The following is a 16677-nucleotide window of genomic DNA, read 5'->3' as shown; positions in this document are numbered from 1 at the left end:
AGCATGAGTTGAGCCGCCCGCCGACCGAAATCTCGGGCTCCGGGGCGCCGGCCGACATTGACAGCGAAGGCGGTCGGGCAGTAAGCGCAAGGAGGAGCCATGAACCCATTTGAGCAGGAAGCGGCGGATGCCTGGCGCAAGGCCATCGGAGAGAGCGAAGGGTTTCAAAAGGAGGGACGCCAGTGGAAGATCCGCCTGGGCCTGATTGCCGAGGGAAAGGGAATCCTCCTCGATCTGGAAGGCGGCGGCTGCCGTTCGGCGACGGTACTTTCGTCCGAGGAGACGGTTACGCGGGCCGACGCCGTCTTTTCGGCGAGCGAGGAGACCTGGCGGGCGCTGATCGAAGGCCGGGAAAAGATGGTGGGTGCGGTCCTGGGCGGCAAGGTCCAGGTCCCGAAGGGCGACCTGCTCTCCCTGGCCAGCCATGCGGGGGCCGCGAAGGCCCTGCTCGACGCGGCCCGGAAGGCGGGGGGCCTCTCGGGCATCGCCTAGGCGGCGGGCTCCTCATGGCTCGTCCGCCTTCTTCGCCGCCGTTACCGGAAGTCGTGCGAGCTCGGCTCGGGCAGGCCCCGGAAAGGCAAGCGGGCGATCTTCTCTCCCCGGATCTGGATCGGGCCATGGGCCTTTTCGAGGATTCCCTCCACCAGCAGGAAGGGTTCCAGGCAGAGGAGGAGGCGGTGGGCTTCGAAAAGATCCGGAGCGACGATCACGTTGGCGATCCCCGTCTCGTCTTCCAGGGAGAGGAAGAGGAAGCCCTTGGCCGTGCCCGGCCTCTGCCGGCAGATGACCGCTCCGGCCACCCGCACGCGCATCCCGTGAGGGAGCCCGCGGAGGTCGGCGGCCTTCCGGGTTGCGGCCGTTCTCGGGCGCAGATAGGCCATCGGGTGGGGGCCCAGGGTGATCCCCGTTCCCGCGCCGTCCGCGGCGAGCCGCTCGGGCGGCGTCATGGGCGAAAGAGGAGAAGGGCCTTCGGGCGGTCGGGGGAGGAGCTCCTCCGGGAAGAGCGGCCGCTCGACCTGCCAGAGTGCCTCCCGCCGGTGGCTGGCGAGCCCCTGGAAGGCGCCCAAGGAAGCCAGGAGCCGCAGCTCGTTTCGGCTCAGCGGAACCCGGCGCCGGAGCTCCTCGAGCGAAGCAAAGGGTCCCTCCTTCCGTGCAGCGAGGATCCGTTCGCGCGCCCCGGCAGAGAGCCCGCGCGCCAAGCGGAGTCCCAGGCGGACCGAGCCGTCCTCCTCGATCGTGCAGGAGTCCTCCGAAGCGAGCACCGAGATCGGCCGGAAGCGCACCCCCCGCCGCTTCCCCTCTTGGATCAGGGTGGCCGGGGAGTAGAAGCCCATCGGCTGATGGTTGAGGAGGGCCGCGTAGAACTCGGGCCCATGGTGCGCCTTGAGATAAGCGCTCGCATAGGCGAGGCCCGCCCAGCTGATCGCATGGCTTTCGGGAAATCCGTAGAGCGCAAAGGAGGAGAGGGAGCGGGCCACCCATTCGATGGTCGAAGGAGCAACGCCGCGCGCCCGCATCGCCTGGGCGAGGTGCTCGATCGCCCGCTCCATCCGCCGGGAGTCCCGGCGAAACCCGAGCGCCCGCCGCAGCTCCTCGGCCTGGGCCGCCGAGAATCCCCCGAGGACCATCGCGATGCGAAGCGCCTGCTCCTGGAAGAGCACGATCCCCAAGGTCCGCTCCAGGATCGGAGCAAGGCGCGGATCGGGATAGCCGACCGGCTCCCGGCCGCTCCGGCGGGCCAGGTAGGAGCCGATCAGCCCCCCGTGGATCGGTCCCGGACGGACGATGGCGATCTGGACCACCAGGTCGTAAAAGCAGCGCGGGCGCAGCCGGGGGAGGATCGACATCTGGGCACGGCTCTCCACTTGGAAGACCCCGACGGTTTCGACCCGCTGCAGGAGCGCAAAGGTCTCGGGATCGTCCTTGGGCAGGCGCGCGAGGTCGACTGGCCGCCCCCGGTCCCGGCAGCGCGCCGTCGCCTCCTCGATCACCGCGATCATGCCCAGGCCCAGCAGGTCGATCTTCACCATCCCGAGCTCCTCGCAGTCGTCCTTGTCCCATTGGAGGATTGAGCGGCCCGGCATCGCGGCATTCTCCAGGGGGACGATCCGGTCGAGCTCCCCTTGGGCGATCACCATCCCCCCGGGATGCTGGCCCAAGTGGCGGGGCAGGCCCAGGAGCTTGGGGTAGAGACGCAGAAAGGCCGCCTGCCGGGGGTGGGCCGGAGAGAGCCCGCACTGCCGGCCATGCTCTTCCCAGGAAAGGGTGTGGGGATAGTCCCCTCCGGGGAAGAGGGCGGAGAAGCGATCGAGAAGCTCGCCTGGCAGGGAGAGGACCTTGCCCAGCTCCCGGGCAGCACTCCGTCCCTGGAAGCAGATCACACTCGCCGTCATCGCCGCCCCCCGGCGCCCGTAGCGGCGGTAGACCTCCTGGATCACCCGCTCCCGGGCTTCCCCGCTCGGCAGATCGAGGTCGATGTCGGGCCAGCCCTTCCTGCCCTCGCTCAGGAAGCGCTCAAAGAGCAGCCGGCTGCCGACCGGATCGACCGTGGTGATCCCCAGGCTATAGCAGACCGCACTGTTGGCGGCACTCCCCCGCCCCTGGACCAGCATCCCCTCCTGCGCACACCAGCGGACCAGGTCCCAGACGATGAGAAAATAGCCGGCGAAGCCGAGCCGGCGGATCATCCCGAGCTCATGGAAAAGCTGCCGGCGGACCGCCGGGGAGAGGGGGCCGTAGCGCCTCCGCGCCCCGGCCCAGGCCACCCTTTCCAAAAGGTCGTCCTCGCTCTCCCCCGTGGGCGTGGGATAGCGGGGGAAGGAGTAGCCGAGCTCCTCCAAGGAAAAGCCGATCCGGGCGGCAATCCGCACGCTTGTCTCGACCGCTTCGGGGAGATCGGCGAAGAGCACCTCCATCTCCCGGGGCGAGCGGAGGTGCCTCCGGTCGTTTGGGGAGAGAATCTTCCCTGCCGCATCCAAGGGGGTGTGGGTCCGCAGGCAGTGGAGGACGTCGAGCAGCGGCCTCTCCTCGGCCTTCGCAGAGAGGACACCCCCCGTCGCCACCACGGGCAGGCCGAGTTCCCGGGCGAGCGCACCGAGCCTCCGGTCGCGGAAGCGCTCCCCCCGGAGCCCGCTCCGCTGGAGCTCAACGAAGAGCCGCTCCCGCCCGAAGAGCCGGAGGAGCTTCCGTGCCGGCTCCCCTGGGTCTTCTCCCCGGGAGAGGGCGCGCAAGAGCGGCCCCTCCTCGTCCCCGGTGAGCGCCAAAAGGCCGGGAGCAAAGTTCCCCAGCTCCTCCCACCCGATCCGGGCCTCCCCCTTGGGGCTGCGGAGCTTGGCCTCGGTGAGGAGCTGACAGAGGTTCCGGTAGCCCTCCCGCGTTTCGACGAGCACGGGCAAGACCGATTCGTCCTCCAGGGTGAGCTCCGCCCCGACCAGCGCCCGGATGCCCACCTCCCGCGCCGCGGCCTGCAGCCGGGGGATCCCGTAGACCCCATCCCGGTCGCAGAGTGCCAGCCCGGGCAACCCCAATCGGGCCGCCTCCCGGGCCAGCTCCTCGGGGTGGGAAGCCCCCCGCAGGAAGCTGAAGGCGCTCCGGGCATGGAGCTCGACGTAGGAAGGGGAAGGGCGCATCGCGAGGCAAAGGAAGGTTCTCGCTCATGATATATGCACATGTATAATTACTCAACCCTCTTTCCGCGGGGTCGAGAGCGAGGGCCAGGCTAGGACCTGCGTGGCGGAAAGATGGAGCGCAATCTGAACCTCCGACCAAACCCAGCCATCGCTCCTCTTCGGGATCGACCTGACCAGCGCTTTCCCGGAATGCTCGATTTTCCTGGTAGCCTGCCGCACCGCAGGCTTTCGAGGATTCGGGATGGCAGCTCCCCCTCCCTGCGAGGCGGGTGTCCCCGACCGGGGGGAACGCCGAGCCTCCGCCTTGGATTGCGAGGGGATGCTCGAGTTGCGTAAAAGATGCGGAAGAGGATCCCCCATGCTGAGCCCGGAAGAACTGGAAGCACTCTTTCTCGATCTCGAGTCGGACCGGGTCGAACGAAAACGGTCAGCCGCCGATCGCAGCGCGATCCGGCAGGCGATCTGCGCCTTCGCCAACGATCTTCCCGACCATCGGAAGCCGGGGCGGCCATGAAGATCATCGCGTTTTTCAACAACAAGGGCGGAGTCGGCAAGACCTCCCTCGTCTACCATCTGTCTTGGATCTATGCGGATCTTGGGCTGAACGTCGTCGCGGCCGATCTCGACCCGCAGGCGAACCTCTCCACGATCTTCCTGGAAGAAGACCGGCTGGAAGAGCTCTGGCCCGACAGCCGCCATCCCGACACGCTTCTGGGCGTCATTCAACCGATCCTCAAGGGAACCGGGGACATCGCACCGCCCCACTTGGAAGATGTCGAGAGCAACGGCCGTTCCGTCGGCCTTCTCGTGGGCGATCTCGGCCTTTCCGCCTTCGAAGGCAGGCTTTCCGACGCTTGGTTCCGTTGCACTGCCGCCGACGAAGCCGCCTTCCGGGCGATCTCGGCCTTCTATCGAGCTCTCTTGGCTGCGGCCCGCTCGCGGGAGGCCGAGCTCGTTCTGGTCGACGTCGGCCCAAACCTGGGCGCAATCAACCGTGCCGCGATCATCGCCGCGCACCATGTCGTGATTCCCCTGGCTCCCGATCTCTTCTCGCTCCAAGGATTGCGCAACCTCGGACCTACGTTCCGAACCTGGCGGAAGGAATGGGCAGAGCGATTGGGGAAGAACCCCAATCCCGAGCTTGAGCTCCCTGGACCGGAGATGCAGCCCGCAGGCTATGTCGTGATGCAGCACGCGGTCCGTCTCGACCGGCCCGTGAAATCGTATGCCCGCTGGATGGAACGGATCCCGACGGAGTACCGGCAAGCGCTGATGGATGCCAAAGCCGAAGAGGGGATGCGGGTGGAGGATGACCCTGATTGCCTGGCCAGCCTCAAGCACTACCCGAGCCTGATGCCGATGGCGATGGAGGCGCGCAAGCCGATCTTCCTCCTCCGGCCCGCCGACGGGGCGATCGGCTCGCATGCCGCCGCCGTCCGGGACTGCTACCAAGATTTCGCAAAGCTGGCCCGCCGGATCGCGGAGCGCTGCGGAGTCGCGGTGCCGTCGGCGGGTGGTGCTCCTGGATTGTAGGCCGTTGGGTTGGATTACTCTTTTGCTCGAGGACAATCCGAGTTTGCGCGCAGCCGTTTCGGCCGCCATGCGAAGGTAGTATCGGGGAGCAAGGAAGCAGGTCTTGCAGAAAGCCAGAGAGCTCAACCGGTAGCTTTCGGAGGATGAGAGCCGCCTCCATGAAAGCGGTGAGTGGTCGGCCATCACCCTGACTGGGATGGGCCCGATCTCGTCGACAACCAGCCCGGCCGGGAGGAAAGGCGCGTGGCGGAGGATGGTGTCGCGGGAAGTTGGCGCCATTTGCTTTCCGCGAGCCCATCGGATAGAAATTGGCTATGGACTGGCCGCAAGCCATCCCGATCCTCGGCGGCTTGGCCGCCGTCATCTCCGGCATCTTCCCCCAGATTAACAAGCGATTCGAGCAGCTGGACAAGCGCATCGACGATTGGCAGGCGCAGACGAGCTCGCGATTCGACCGGCTCGAAAGGCTGCTGGAAGCGGCGTTGGGGCAGCGGGTGGGTGCATAGCCAGGCTCAGACACCATTCTCCGACCAGCCTCCTTCTTGGAACCAGTACGCATGCCAGACCATGCCTTCGAATCACCGGGAAGAGGCGGTCGCGCGTCAGATCCACAACTGGGGGAACACAGGAGCTCAATGGGGAAGGTCGGGATCGTTACGGAGATCGACAGCCCGGAATGGACAGAGATCATCCACAATCCCGCCCCGCGACCGAGCTTGAGCCGCTTGCTCGATCGTCTGGAGCAGGGCCTACAAGAAGACCCAGAGCAATTTCCCAAGACACGCCCGAAGGACCTTTAGCCAATCTTCCCGGGAGCCTGGATAGAGTTCTGGATCGGCAATCACGAGGAGTTCGATAAGAGCTTCCCCGCCGGATCGTTGTCGGCCGGCATCTGCGGCCGGGGACTCATCCATACTCGCCCTCGATCTGCCAGCTCTCCGGAAGCTCCGCCAGCCGGAGGAGCCTCCCGTCGGCAAGAGCGACATCCCACTCCTGGCGCGTCCACGCCTCCTCCCACCAGCTTCCCGACAGGGGATAGGGTCCTGCTGCTTCTTCGATCCTCCACATCCCATCCGGGGTTTGCAGCTCTTCGGGCCTCCCATTCCCGCACCGCACGGTCGCCCGGATCGGCGGGCGAAAGCGGCGCAGGGGGGCTCCCAAGAGGGGAGGTGCCGTGGGCTCAGGAGGGTCCGGGCGAAGCTTGGGGTCGAACGGCTTCACGAGAAAGCCCTCCGGTCGGTGGTCGGGCGAGGGCAGGGGGACGCCCGCCCGGTCTTCTCCCAAGAGCGCCAAGAGGCGTCCCAAGGTCGCCGAAAGGCGGGTCGGATCGGGAATAGCCCCCCTTTCCCAGGTCGGCTGATGCCAAGGCGGAAGTGCTGGGGCGAGCCGAAGCCGGAAGCCCGCCAAGGGCGCTGAGGTGCGGCAGTTTTCCAAAAAGGGGTCGAGGAGCTCGAAGAGCTTTTGCGGCTCCGCGGTCGGGGTCGGCACCGAAAAGAAGCGCTCCTCTGCCGCCTCGCCTTCCGGAAAGAGGGTCAGCCGCAGCGAGGCGGCCGCCTTGCCCTCCCGCTCCAGCCGCTGCCCAAGCTTGTCCAAGGAAGAGCGGAGCGCCTCCCGGAGCGGGGCGATCTCCTCGATCGGCCGCTCCCACTCCCGCCCCTCCTCGAAGGGCTCCTCCGGGAGGAGGAGATGCAAGGGCTTGTGCGCCTTCCCCTGGATCGCTTCCCAGAGGGTAAGCCCCTCTTGTCCCAGCCGCTCGGCGATTCCTTCCCGGGGCAGGAGGGCCAGCTCGGCGGGGGTCGTCACTCCCCAGAGGCGGAGCAGCGCGGCGAGCTCGGGCTGAGGAGCCGCTTCCTCGATCGGGAGCTCGCCCGCGATCTCCTCTCCCTTCTCCACGATCCGGCAGGGGTGGGCGACCCGCGCCGCCCAAAGGGCGATCTCGGGCGTGGGTCCGATCCCGACCTGGAGGATGAGGCCGCGGGCTTGGAAGAGCGCGGGAAGGGCCGTGGGATCGGAAGGATCGGCCCCGCGTCCACTCGGTTCCCACCGCCCGTGGCGGCAGCTCGGATGACGGCGGAGATCGAGGAGGCAGAGCCCGGGCGCCCGCTCCTCGACCTGCCCCGAGCAGGCGCAAGCCGATTCCCGGAGGAGCCGGCGGAGCCCTTCTTCCTCCCGTCGGCTTCGGGAAAGAAAGTGCAGGCGGGGGGAGCGGGCCTGCGCCTGAGCTGCGCCCATCCCGATCTCGACCCCTTCCGCCCGGGCGGCCTCGCTCGCTTCCCGGACCAGGGCCTTGGAGCCTTCTCCCTCCACGAGGGCCGTAGCTTCCCGCTCCAGCTCGGGATGGGAGCGGAGAGCGGCTTGGAGGAAAAAGCGCGGCAGCAGGAGAGCGGCAAACATGACATTGCCTTCCTATTCGGCGGCTGCCGCCAGGGGGGCGGACGATCCGGGCTCCTGGGAATGGGTAAGCCGCAAGGGAACGAGCTGCAGCCGTTGCCGGAGGGCTTCCCTCGGCTCTTCCAAGCAAGCCAGGGAGAGGGAAGCCTCGATCCGGTAGCGCTCCCGAGCGGCGGGAATCAGGGGAAACGGAGTGAGCAGAAGGGCCGCCGACCCCTTCTTTTCCGCCAGGCGTCCGAACCGGTGCCAGGTCGTCGGGGGAATCCGGCGGAGCTCCCGGGAGGGGAGCCGGGCAAGATCGATCCAGGCCAAGGGAAAGCTCCCGTCCCGGAGCAGGAAGTCGGCTGCGGAGAGGATCTCCCGGGGGAGGCGGCAGCGGACCCAGAGCAGGAAGGGCATCGGGCCGGCCAGAGCGCTCTTGGGATCGAACGAATCGGTCCCGTCGATCAGCGCCATCGGCAGGCCCAACCCATTTTGGTCGCAAAAGCGGAGAGCGGCCGAAAGCAAGAGCCCCCCTCCCGGCCCGGGGGCCACGATTTCGGTGAGGGCATGGGAGAGGAACCCCCGCCGGAGCCACGGATCGGGACTCTCTTCCCAACGCACGATCCGCTTCCGGAGGGGTGCCCGCGGGAGCCCGAGGAGGCCGAGCCGGGCCCTGATCTCGACGAGCGGGGGAGGAAGCACAAAGGCATTATATAGATGTATTATATGGAAGCAAGCAGATCGGTTCCCCACTGCGGCTCCCGGCAATCGCTCTGGCATCGACTGCCGCCAGCAGCTCGCCCCGGGACGCTTCGGCTTGTTCGGGCTCCCCCCATGAGCTATCACGGAAAGCGGAGAATCGCACCGTGCCAGGCCAAGCCCCGACCGCCGGCGAAGCGATCATCGATCGGGAAGGGCTCCAGGCGCTTCTCGATGCGCTGAGCGCCCGCGGCTTTTCCGTGATCGGCCCCCGGGTCCGGGACGAGGCGATCGTCTACGAGGCCGTGCGTGAGGTCGCCGATCTTCCCGAGGGCTGGACCGACCGGCAGGACGGGGGCCACTACCGGCTCGAGCGGCGGAAGGACCGGGCGCTCTTCGGCTATGCGGTCGGGCCCCATTCCTGGAAGCGCTTCCTCTTTCCCCCGCAGCAGCGGCTCTGGCGGGCCCAGCGGACCGGTGCGGGCTTTGCCATCCTCGAGGAGGCGCCACCCTCGGATCGCTGGGCCTTCCTCGGGGTCCGGGCCTGCGAGCTTCGCGCGCTGGCGATCCAGGACCGGGTCTTTCTCGGGGGAAGCCATCCCGACCGCTCCTATGCCGAGCGGAGGCGGGGCCTTTTTATCGTCGCCCTCCAGTGCGGCGAGCCCTCCGGCACCTGCTTTTGCGTCTCGATGGAGGCGGGCCCGAAGGCCGCTTCGGGCTTTGACCTGGCACTCACCGAGCTCCTTTCGCCCGGCTCCCACCGGTTCCTGGTCGAGGTCGGCAGCCCTGCGGGCGAGGAGATCCTGGGGGCCATTCCCCACCGCCCGGCGGGCGCGGCCGACCGGCGGGAGGCCGATGCGCTCCTCGCCTCTACCGCCTCCCGGATGGGCCGTTCGCTCGACACCCGGGGGATCCGGGAGCTTCTCCAGGATCATCCCGAACATCCCCGGTGGCAGGAGGTAGCGGCCCGCTGCCTCGCCTGCGCCAACTGCACCCTGGTCTGCCCCACCTGCTTCTGCTCGACGGTCGAGGACCATACCACCCTCACGGGCGAGGGTGCCGAGCGGACGCGGCTCTGGGACTCCTGCTTCACCCTCGATTTCTCCTACCTCCATGGGGGGAGCGTCCGCAAAGAGATCCGTTCCCGCTACCGCCAGTGGATGACCCACAAGCTCTCGACCTGGTTCGACCAGTTCGGCAGCTCGGGCTGCGTCGGCTGCGGCCGCTGCATCACCTGGTGCCCGGTCGGCATCGACCTCACCGAGGAGGCCCGGGCGATCCGCGCCTCCCTTCCGGAGCCTACCCATGCCTGATCCGAAGCCCAACCTCGCCAAGCACCCCTTCTTCGCCGGGATCGATCCCGCCATCGTCGAGACGCTCGCCGAATGCGCGCACAGGGTCTCCTTCCCAGCCGGCCAGTTCCTCGCACGGGAAGGGGAGCCCGCTTCCGGCTTCTTCCTCCTCGAGTCTGGCACCGTCGCGCTCGAGCTCCACCGACCGGGCCGGATGCCGATCGTGCTCGAAACTCTGCGCGAGGGGGAGGTGGTCGGCACCTCCTGGGTCATCGCGCCCTACCGGTGGAGCTGCGATGTGCGCGCGGTCGAACCCATCGAGGGAATTGCGATTGGTGCCCGCTGCCTCCGGGGCAAATCCGAATCCGATCCCCAGCTCGGCTACGAGCTGCTCAAGCGCTTCCTGCCGCTTTTCGTCCAGCGGCTGGAGGCGGTCCGGCTCCAGCTCCTCGATGTCTATGGCGAATCGCCCGCCTGAGCCATGCGCGCCGCCGATCCCTTCGTCCCAAGCCTCTTTCGCGTCGAGCGGGTCTCTCGGGAGACCGCCGACACCGTCACCCTGGCGCTCTCCCCGACCCAAGGGACTCCCCCGGCTTTCCTCCCGGGCCAGTTCTTCATGCTCTACGCATTCGGGATCGGGGAGATCCCCGTCAGCGTGAGCGGACTTTCGGGCGAAGGCCCGCTCCTCCACACGATCCGAGCGGTCGGCCCGGTCAGCCAGGCCCTCTGCCAGCTCGAGGCCGGCGACGTCCTCGGGGCTCGCGGCCCCTACGGATCGCATTGGCCGCTCGCCCAGGCGGCGGGAAGCGATCTCCTGCTCATCGCCGGCGGCCTCGGCCTGGCCCCCATCCGCTCCGCCCTCCTTCCCGCCCTGGCCGAGCGGGAGCGCTACGGGAGGATCGCTCTCCTCTGCGGGGCACGCAGCCCCGAAGGGCTCCCCTTTGGCCCCGAGATCGGCCGCTGGCGCTCGCGACCCGACCTCCAGGTCGAGGTGACCGTCGATCATGCCTCTCCCGCCTGGCGGGGCTCGGTCGGTGTAGTCCCCTCGCGGATCCCCTACGCCCGCTTTGCCCCGGAGCGGGCCACCGCCTTCGTCTGCGGGCCCGAGGTGATGATGCGCTTTACCGCCCTGGCGCTGCTCGGTGCCGGGGTTGCGGCCGAGCGGATCTTCCTGTCGCTCGAGCGGAACATGAAGTGCGCCTTTGCGGTCTGCGGCCGCTGCCAGATGGGGCCGACCTTCGTCTGCCGCGACGGTCCGGTCTTTCCCTACAGCCGGATTGCCCGCTTGCTTTCCCTCCGGGAGATCTAACCATGTCGAACCCACCCCGTCCCCGCCTCGCCGTATGGAAGTTCGCCTCCTGCGATGGCTGCCAGCTCTCCCTCCTCGACTGCGAGGAGGAGCTGCTCGCGCTCGCGGAGAAGGTCGAGATCGGTTATTTCCTCGAAGCCTCCCGGAAGACGCTCCCGGGACCCTACGACCTCTCGCTCGTCGAAGGCTCGATCACCACGCCCGAGGATGCCGAACGGATCCAGGAGGTTCGCCGTGCCTCGAGGAAGCTGGTCACGATCGGCGCCTGCGCGACCGCGGGCGGGATCCAGGCCCTGCGCAACTTCGCGCGCATTGGGGACTTCCTCTCCGCAGTCTACGCCTCGCCCGAGTATATCCAGACCCTCGACCGCTCGACCCCGATTGCCGCCCATGTCCCGGTCGATTTCGAGCTCCAGGGCTGCCCGATCCACCGCTTCCAGCTCCTGGAGGTGATCTCGGCCTTTCTCTCCGGCCGCAGCCCGGCGATCCCCCACTATAGCGTCTGCCTCGAATGCAAGCGGGCGGGCCATCCCTGCGTCCTGGTCGCCCGCGGAACTCCCTGCCTGGGTCCCGTCACCCATGCGGGCTGCGGGGCGATCTGCCCCGGCTACGCGCGCGGCTGCTACGGCTGCTACGGGCCGATGGAGAGTCCGAACCCCCCGAGCCTCTCCCTCCGATGGCGCGCTCTCGGCGCCTCCGAACGCGATCTCCACCGCGTCTTCCGCACCTTCAACGCGGCGGCAGCACCCTTCCGGAGGGAAAGCGAGGCCCATGCCGACTAAGAAGCTCTCGCTCGAAGCGCTCGCCCGCGTCGAAGGCGAGGGGAGCCTCGAGCTCTTCCTCCACGACGGGAAGGTGGAGACCGCCCGGCTCCGGATCTTCGAGCCCCCGCGCTTCTTCGAGGCCTTCCTTCGGGGCCGGGCGGCCGCCGAGGTCCCCGACATCGTGGCGCGCATCTGCGGCATCTGCCCGGTCGCCTACCAGATGAGTGCCGTCCATGCGCTCGAGCATGGGCTGGGCGTCGTCGTGGACGGCCCCCTCCGGCTCCTCCGGCGGCTGCTCTACTGCGGGGAGTGGATCGAAAGCCATGTCCTCCACATCGTCCTGCTCCACGCCCCCGATTTCCTGGGCTATCCCGACGCGATCGCCATCTCCCGCGATCACCGCGCGGAGGTCGAGCGGGCCTTGGCGCTCAAGCGCGCGGGCAACGAGATCGTCCGCGTCCTGGGAGGCCGGGAGATCCACCCGATCAACGTCCGGGTCGGGGGCTTCTACCGGCTGCCGAGCCCGGCGGAGCTCTCGGCCCTCCGGGCAAGGCTCGAAAGGGCACGCGAGGAGGCGGTGGCGCTCCTCCGCTGGGTCGCCACCTTCCCCATGCCCGAATATCAGCGCGACTACGAGTTCATCGCCCTGCGCCACCCCTCCGAATATCCGATGAACGAGGGAGAGATCGCTTCGAGCCGGGGGCTTTCCCTCGCTCCGGAGGAGTTCGACACGGCATTCGAGGAGCGCCATCTCCCCCACTCGACCGCCCTCTACTGCTCGCTGCGGGAGCGGGGAAGCTACCTGGTCGGCCCCTTGGCCCGCTACAACCTCAACTTCGACCGCCTCCCCCCGTCCATCCAGGCGCACGCCCGGGAAGCGGGCCTCGGGCCCACCTGCCACAACCCCTTCCAGAGCATCCTCGTCCGGTCGGTCGAGGTGCTCTTCGCCTGCGAGGAGGCGCTCCGGCTCCTCTCCCTCTACGAGCCGCCCGAGGCCCCCGCGCTCCCCCTTCCCCGGGGGGCGGGCGAGGGCCACGCCGCAACCGAGGCTCCACGCGGGCTGCTCTACCACCGCTACCGCTTCGACGCCGAGGGAACCATCGAGCAGGCCCGGATCGTTCCTCCCACCTCCCAGAACCAGGCCTCGATCGAGGAGGATCTCCGTCTTCTGGCCGAGAGCCTCCTTGCGCTGCCCGAGGAGAGCCTCCGCGCCCGCTGCGAGCAGGCGATCCGCAACTACGACCCCTGCATCTCCTGCTCGACCCACTTCCTCCGGCTGCGGATTCATGGCCGATGACGATCTCTTCGGAACCCTCCCGTCCGCGACCCCTCCTCGTCGCCGGGCTGGGCAACCCCGACCGGGGCGACGACGGCTTTGGGCCCGCGGTGATCGCACACCTGGCCCGCCTCGCCCTCCCGGAAGTCGATCTCCTTGCCTTCCGACGGCCGCTCGACCTCCTCGATCATTGGGAGGGGAGGGGGCTCGTGCTCGTCCTCGATGCCGCCCTCCCGCAGGGAAAGCCCGGTCGGCTCCACCGGATCGACCCGCTTTGGGATTGGGAGCTCCTGCCTCCGGCCGCCTCCGCCTCGACCCACGGGCTCGGGCTCGCCGAGGCGATCGAGCTTGGCCGCACCTTGGGCCGGCTGCCTGGGCAGATCATCCTCTACGCCGTGGAGGGATCATCCTTTGCTCCCGGGGCGCCGCTTTCGCCTTCCGTCGCCGCCGCGGTGGACGAGGCGGTGGAGCGGATCGCAGAGGAGCGCCGACGGGCGGGCTAAGGGGCGGATCCCTCCCCGGCTCCCCGCCCCGGAATCTTCCCATAGCCGACGAAGCGGCTGCTCCCCGGAGCCCTCTTCTGCCCGGGAAAGATTGGCCAGAAGTCGAAGACGCTGGCCCCCCACCGCTGCTGACCATGGTAGGTCCGTCCGTCGCTCGATCCCACCATCACCCGCTCGCCTCCGGCCCGTTCCCGTCCCAGGTAAATCATCGAATGGGTAATCGGGGGATCGTTCTGGGTCGCATAGGTGCCTTCCCAGAAAAGCAGGTCCCCCGGACGCAGCTCGTCCAGCTCGAAGCTCTCGGGGTTCCGGCTCAAGACCGCCCGGAAGTTCCCCGCCTTCCGGACCCAGGCATACTGGCCGCTCGCGCTCCGGGGCACGTCCGGGATCCCGCACCGGCGGAGGACGAAGTAGACGAAGCCCGAGCAGTCGATCCCTCCGCTCTCGGGATCGGCCGAGCCGTACCGGTAGGTGAGATCCTTTTCGGTCAAGAGGAGTGCCTGGCGGATCAGCTCCTGCACCGCCGCCGGCTGCTTCTCGAAGTCGATCAGGTCGTCAGGCCGAAGCGAGGCGTCGGGCGCCATCCCCGCGGGGCGTCTTTCCCCTTCCGCGGCTTGCGGTGCCCCTTGAGCTCTCAGGGGTGTAACCGGAAGGAAGAGGGCGAGGATCAGCCAGCATCCTTTGCTGGCGACCCTCCCCAGGGACTGTAGCGGTTGCGGCGAACTGGCGGGGGGCAGCCGCGGGAAGCGGGTCGAGATTGCGTTTGCGGCTTCGTTGACGGTCATTGTACGGTCCTGCCAACAGGAAGGGATTCCTGACCCAGCAAAAAACATCTAACCCAGAAGAACGGAGAGAAAACGATGAAAATGCCGACCCTTCTCTTGGCTTCGATCCTTCTCCTCGGAATCGGACCGGGCGCAAGCTCGCTCTATTCCCAGGAGGAGCATGCCGACAGCTCGCTCCAGCTCCATCACATGCACGCCGTCATCAACCATGCGGTCGAGATGGCGGCCGAAGGCTCCAACCTCGTGATGCTGGGCGAAAGAAAGATGGCTCCCGGAACGGACGAGCTGGCGGTCGAGCATGGGAAAGGGGCGATTCGCGAAGCCAAGGCCCTGGTCAAGAAGGTCATGGAGAGCAAGGCGATGGCCGAGCTCCATAGCCAAGGCCAGGGGGAGAGCCGCGAAATGGCCTACAGCCACAAGCTCGCGGAGGCGGCCAACGCCTACATCGATCTGCTGGCCGAGATGTATTCGGTGAAGTGACACGGGCCCGCGTGCCCGATCGTCTGGCGGGGGAGCGGCCATCGTGCTCCTCCGACCATGAGAGCTATCCCGTGCCTTTGCCCTCCCGCTCCTCCTCCAGGAGCTCGGGCTCCTGGAGGAGCCGGGCCGAATGGTCGATCGGCTCGGGCGTCTCGATCACTCCCCCCTCGGGTGCCGCCTGGAGGACCGTGAAGCGCCGGGCGGTGACGAGCACCCGCGACTCGAGCGTCGCCGTCGCCTTGTTGTAGGACTTGATCGCCTGCTCGATCCCCTTGCCCACGCCCTCCCAATGGTCGGCCAGGGTGGCGATCCGCTTGTAGAGCGTCCGGCCCAGCTCGCTGATCTCCCGGGCGTTTTGGGCGAGCGCCTCCTGCTGCCAGCCGTAGGCGATCGCCTGCAACAGGGCGATCAGCGTGGTCGGGGTCGCCGGGATCACCCGCTTCCCGACCCCGTAGTCGAGGAGCCCCGGATCTTGCTGGAGCGCCGCCGAGAAGAACATCTCCCCCGGCAGGAAGAGCACCACGAACTCTGGCGTTGGCGCGAACTGCTCCCAGTAGGCCTTCCGGCTCAGGCTCGCGATATGCTCCCGGACCTGCCGGGCATGGTCGGCCAGCCGGAGCCGCGCGGACGCTTCGTCGGGAGCCTCGGCCGCCTCCAGGTAGGCGGCCACCGGCGCCTTTGCATCGACCACGATCCGCTTGCCCCCGGGGAGCCGGACGATCAGGTCGGGCCGGATCCGCCCCTCTTCCCCTTCGAGGCCCACCTGCTCGAAGAAGTCGCAATGCTCGACCATCCCCGCCATCTCGACTACCCGCCGGAGCTGGATCTCCCCCCACCGCCCGCGGACGGCCGGCTGCCGGAGCGCCTTGACCAGGTTGGCGGTCTCGTTTCGGAGCAGGGGCAGGTGGGTCTCCACGAGCGCCTTGAGCTGCTCCTGGAGGGCGCTGTAGGCGCCAATCCGGCTTTTCTCCATCTCGCCAAGCCTCCCGTCGACCTTGAGGAGCGACTCCCGGATCGGCTCGGTCAGGACTTCCACGGCCTTCCTCCGCGCCTCGAGATCGGCCTTCGCCCCTTCCTGGAACTGGGCGAGGTTCTCCCGGGCGAGCGTCAGGAAGGCCTCGTTGTTCTGCCGGAGCGCCTCCGCAGAGAGCCCCCGGAAGGCATCCCCGAGCTTGGCCCGGGCCTCCTCCAGGAGCTGGAGCTTTTCCTGGGCTGCCTTTTCTGACGCGGCGATCCTGCTGGAAAGCTCGGCCAGGCGCGTCCGCGCCTCCCCAAGCTCCCTCCGGCTCTCTTCGATCTCTAGTTCCATTCCAGCCAGCCGGTTCGCTCTCTCCTCGGCGGCCGCCCGTCGCTCGGTCTCCGCCCGGAGAAGGGCTTCCCCGACCTCCCGGGCCTTCCGGATCTCCCCCAGGTCGCTCTCCAGCCGGGCCCTCCCGGCTTCCGCTTCGGCGAGCTGGGCCCGCAGCGCGGCGAGGCTCCCCCGCGCAGAAAGCCAGGCGATGGCCGCGCCGATCGCCGCCCCTACCATCCCGATTCCCCAGAGTTCCATGATGTTCCCTTTTTCTGGGAGGGTCCCCGCAAGGGCGATGGCGGTCAACGGAAAACCCGAGAAAGGTCCCATCTTTCGCCTCCCGGTGTCGGCGTTCCGAGCCCCGCTACCCGTGGCTCCCTCCCACATCGGGCTACGGCATGCCGAGAGCGTCCCGATTCGTTCCTCGGACGGGACGCCCGTGACCCTCCGGGAGCATCCGGACAGGAGGGATGCCCTCCGATCGGAGCTCCTCCCCGAGGAAACTCCGTGGGTTTCGGTCTCTTTTTCTTCCCATAGGGGGAAACGAGCAGGCGGGTCCATGTCCTCCGTCGCGATGGAGGAGCCAAGTTCTGGATCCCGCCGAGGCCAGGATGGGCAACACGCACTGGGCTCCGGTCGAGGGAAATTCGGGAAGCCCGGCTGAGTCACGCCGCGCCGGAACGAAAGGAGCGCTGCCGGGAAGACCGACGGGTCGGGCGGTTCCCATGCGAAACCTTCGGTGC

At 68.2% G+C, this 16677-nt stretch carries 17 protein-coding genes; 12 read left to right on the top strand and 5 right to left on the bottom strand.

The window, feature by feature from the left end:
* Positions 1–99 precede the first annotated feature (99 nt).
* On the top strand, positions 100–492 hold the full coding sequence (locus MacB4_RS04420) for an SCP2 sterol-binding domain-containing protein (RefSeq protein WP_206864641.1): 393 nt from the start codon (positions 100–102) through the stop codon (positions 490–492).
* Positions 493–533: 41 nt separating this feature from the next.
* Here MacB4_RS04420 and MacB4_RS04415 read toward each other — a convergent pair whose 3' ends face one another.
* On the bottom strand, positions 534–3629 hold the full coding sequence (locus tag MacB4_RS04415) for a DNA polymerase III subunit alpha (protein WP_206864639.1): 3096 nt from the start codon (positions 3627–3629) through the stop codon (positions 534–536).
* A gap of 358 nt (positions 3630–3987) precedes the next feature.
* Here MacB4_RS04415 and MacB4_RS04410 point away from each other — a divergent pair, with 358 nt between their 5' ends.
* From MacB4_RS04410 to MacB4_RS04395, 4 genes are all read left to right on the top strand, one after another.
* Complete coding sequence (locus MacB4_RS04410; protein ID WP_370569405.1) at positions 3988–4143, top strand: helix-turn-helix domain-containing protein; 156 nt, start codon at positions 3988–3990, stop codon at positions 4141–4143.
* Entirely contained in the window at positions 4140–5162 is a 1023-nt protein-coding gene (locus MacB4_RS04405) for a ParA family protein (RefSeq protein WP_206864638.1), read from the top strand. Before MacB4_RS04410 ends, MacB4_RS04405 begins: the two co-directional genes overlap by 4 nt.
* A gap of 314 nt (positions 5163–5476) precedes the next feature.
* Positions 5477–5668: a hypothetical protein gene (locus MacB4_RS04400; protein WP_024807867.1), complete on the top strand. Its 192-nt coding sequence runs from the start codon at positions 5477–5479 to the stop codon at positions 5666–5668.
* 129 nt (positions 5669–5797) lie between these two features.
* Positions 5798–5962, top strand: coding sequence for a hypothetical protein (locus tag MacB4_RS04395; RefSeq protein ID WP_206864637.1), 165 nt, complete (start codon positions 5798–5800; stop codon positions 5960–5962).
* Positions 5963–6068: 106 nt separating this feature from the next.
* On the opposite strand, the gene MacB4_RS04390 is transcribed toward MacB4_RS04395, so the two are convergent.
* Together MacB4_RS04390 and MacB4_RS04385 are read right to left on the bottom strand one after the other, a co-directional pair.
* Entirely contained in the window at positions 6069–7556 is a 1488-nt protein-coding gene (locus tag MacB4_RS04390) for a hypothetical protein (protein ID WP_206864635.1), read from the bottom strand.
* 12 nt (positions 7557–7568) lie between these two features.
* Complete coding sequence (locus MacB4_RS04385) at positions 7569–8237, bottom strand: hypothetical protein (protein WP_206864633.1); 669 nt, start codon at positions 8235–8237, stop codon at positions 7569–7571.
* 164 nt (positions 8238–8401) lie between these two features.
* On the opposite strand from MacB4_RS04385, the gene MacB4_RS04380 reads away from it, so the two are divergent.
* From MacB4_RS04380 to MacB4_RS04355, 6 genes are read left to right on the top strand one after another with little or no spacing between them, the layout of a single operon-like run.
* Complete coding sequence (locus tag MacB4_RS04380; protein ID WP_206864631.1) at positions 8402–9547, top strand: 4Fe-4S dicluster domain-containing protein; 1146 nt, start codon at positions 8402–8404, stop codon at positions 9545–9547.
* On the top strand, positions 9540–10004 hold the full coding sequence (locus MacB4_RS04375) for a cyclic nucleotide-binding domain-containing protein (protein ID WP_206864630.1): 465 nt from the start codon (positions 9540–9542) through the stop codon (positions 10002–10004). Before MacB4_RS04380 ends, MacB4_RS04375 begins: the two co-directional genes overlap by 8 nt.
* Before the next feature lie 3 nt (positions 10005–10007).
* A complete protein-coding gene (locus MacB4_RS04370; RefSeq protein ID WP_206864628.1) occupies positions 10008–10835 on the top strand; it encodes an FAD/NAD(P)-binding protein in 828 nt (275 codons plus the stop codon).
* A gap of 2 nt (positions 10836–10837) precedes the next feature.
* Positions 10838–11617: an oxidoreductase gene (locus MacB4_RS04365; RefSeq protein WP_206864626.1), complete on the top strand. Its 780-nt coding sequence runs from the start codon at positions 10838–10840 to the stop codon at positions 11615–11617.
* Positions 11607–12896, top strand: coding sequence for a Ni/Fe hydrogenase subunit alpha (locus MacB4_RS04360; RefSeq protein WP_206864625.1), 1290 nt, complete (start codon positions 11607–11609; stop codon positions 12894–12896). Before MacB4_RS04365 ends, MacB4_RS04360 begins: the two co-directional genes overlap by 11 nt.
* Positions 12893–13378: a hydrogenase maturation protease gene (locus MacB4_RS04355; protein WP_206864623.1), complete on the top strand. Its 486-nt coding sequence runs from the start codon at positions 12893–12895 to the stop codon at positions 13376–13378. The genes MacB4_RS04360 and MacB4_RS04355 overlap by 4 nt, the downstream gene beginning before the upstream one ends.
* Here MacB4_RS04355 and MacB4_RS04350 read toward each other — a convergent pair.
* Entirely contained in the window at positions 13375–13962 is a 588-nt protein-coding gene (locus tag MacB4_RS04350) for a C40 family peptidase (RefSeq protein ID WP_242529331.1), read from the bottom strand. The two genes, MacB4_RS04355 and MacB4_RS04350, sit on opposite strands and share 4 nt — an antisense overlap.
* 276 nt (positions 13963–14238) lie before the next feature.
* Here MacB4_RS04350 and MacB4_RS04345 point away from each other — a divergent pair, with 276 nt between their 5' ends.
* A complete protein-coding gene (locus tag MacB4_RS04345) occupies positions 14239–14643 on the top strand; it encodes a hypothetical protein (protein WP_206864619.1) in 405 nt (134 codons plus the stop codon).
* Between the two features lie 64 nt (positions 14644–14707).
* Here the strand turns inward: MacB4_RS04345 and rmuC are convergent, their stop codons facing one another.
* Positions 14708–16192: a DNA recombination protein RmuC gene (rmuC, locus tag MacB4_RS04340; RefSeq protein WP_206864617.1), complete on the bottom strand. Its 1485-nt coding sequence runs from the start codon at positions 16190–16192 to the stop codon at positions 14708–14710.
* Positions 16193–16677 lie beyond the last annotated feature (485 nt).

Source organism: Methylacidimicrobium sp. B4 (assembly GCF_017310545.1).
Taxonomy (GTDB): Bacteria; Verrucomicrobiota; Verrucomicrobiia; order Methylacidiphilales; family Methylacidiphilaceae; genus Methylacidimicrobium.
The sequence above is the reverse complement of the archived record's forward strand: the minus strand, read 5'-3'. Positions and strand labels throughout refer to the sequence as shown.

Bases quoted from the DNA above. Each gene is read 5' to 3' on its own strand.
- MacB4_RS04420 (WP_206864641.1), top strand. From the start codon at position 100: ATGAACCCATTTGAGCAGGAAGCGGCGGATGCCTGGCGCAAGGCCATC.
- MacB4_RS04415 (WP_206864639.1), bottom strand. From the start codon at position 3,629: ATGCGCCCTTCCCCTTCCTACGTCGAGCTCCATGCCCGGAGCGCCTTC.
- MacB4_RS04410 (WP_370569405.1), top strand. From the start codon at position 3,988: ATGCTGAGCCCGGAAGAACTGGAAGCACTCTTTCTCGATCTCGAGTCG.
- MacB4_RS04405 (WP_206864638.1), top strand. From the start codon at position 4,140: ATGAAGATCATCGCGTTTTTCAACAACAAGGGCGGAGTCGGCAAGACC.
- MacB4_RS04400 (WP_024807867.1), top strand. From the start codon at position 5,477: ATGGACTGGCCGCAAGCCATCCCGATCCTCGGCGGCTTGGCCGCCGTC.
- MacB4_RS04395 (WP_206864637.1), top strand. From the start codon at position 5,798: ATGGGGAAGGTCGGGATCGTTACGGAGATCGACAGCCCGGAATGGACA.
- MacB4_RS04390 (WP_206864635.1), bottom strand. From the start codon at position 7,556: ATGTTTGCCGCTCTCCTGCTGCCGCGCTTTTTCCTCCAAGCCGCTCTC.
- MacB4_RS04375 (WP_206864630.1), top strand. From the start codon at position 9,540: ATGCCTGATCCGAAGCCCAACCTCGCCAAGCACCCCTTCTTCGCCGGG.
- MacB4_RS04370 (WP_206864628.1), top strand. From the start codon at position 10,008: ATGCGCGCCGCCGATCCCTTCGTCCCAAGCCTCTTTCGCGTCGAGCGG.
- MacB4_RS04365 (WP_206864626.1), top strand. From the start codon at position 10,838: ATGTCGAACCCACCCCGTCCCCGCCTCGCCGTATGGAAGTTCGCCTCC.
- MacB4_RS04360 (WP_206864625.1), top strand. From the start codon at position 11,607: ATGCCGACTAAGAAGCTCTCGCTCGAAGCGCTCGCCCGCGTCGAAGGC.
- MacB4_RS04355 (WP_206864623.1), top strand. From the start codon at position 12,893: ATGACGATCTCTTCGGAACCCTCCCGTCCGCGACCCCTCCTCGTCGCC.
- MacB4_RS04350 (WP_242529331.1), bottom strand. From the start codon at position 13,962: ATGGCGCCCGACGCCTCGCTTCGGCCTGACGACCTGATCGACTTCGAG.
- MacB4_RS04345 (WP_206864619.1), top strand. From the start codon at position 14,239: ATGAAAATGCCGACCCTTCTCTTGGCTTCGATCCTTCTCCTCGGAATC.
- rmuC (WP_206864617.1), bottom strand. From the start codon at position 16,192: ATGGAACTCTGGGGAATCGGGATGGTAGGGGCGGCGATCGGCGCGGCC.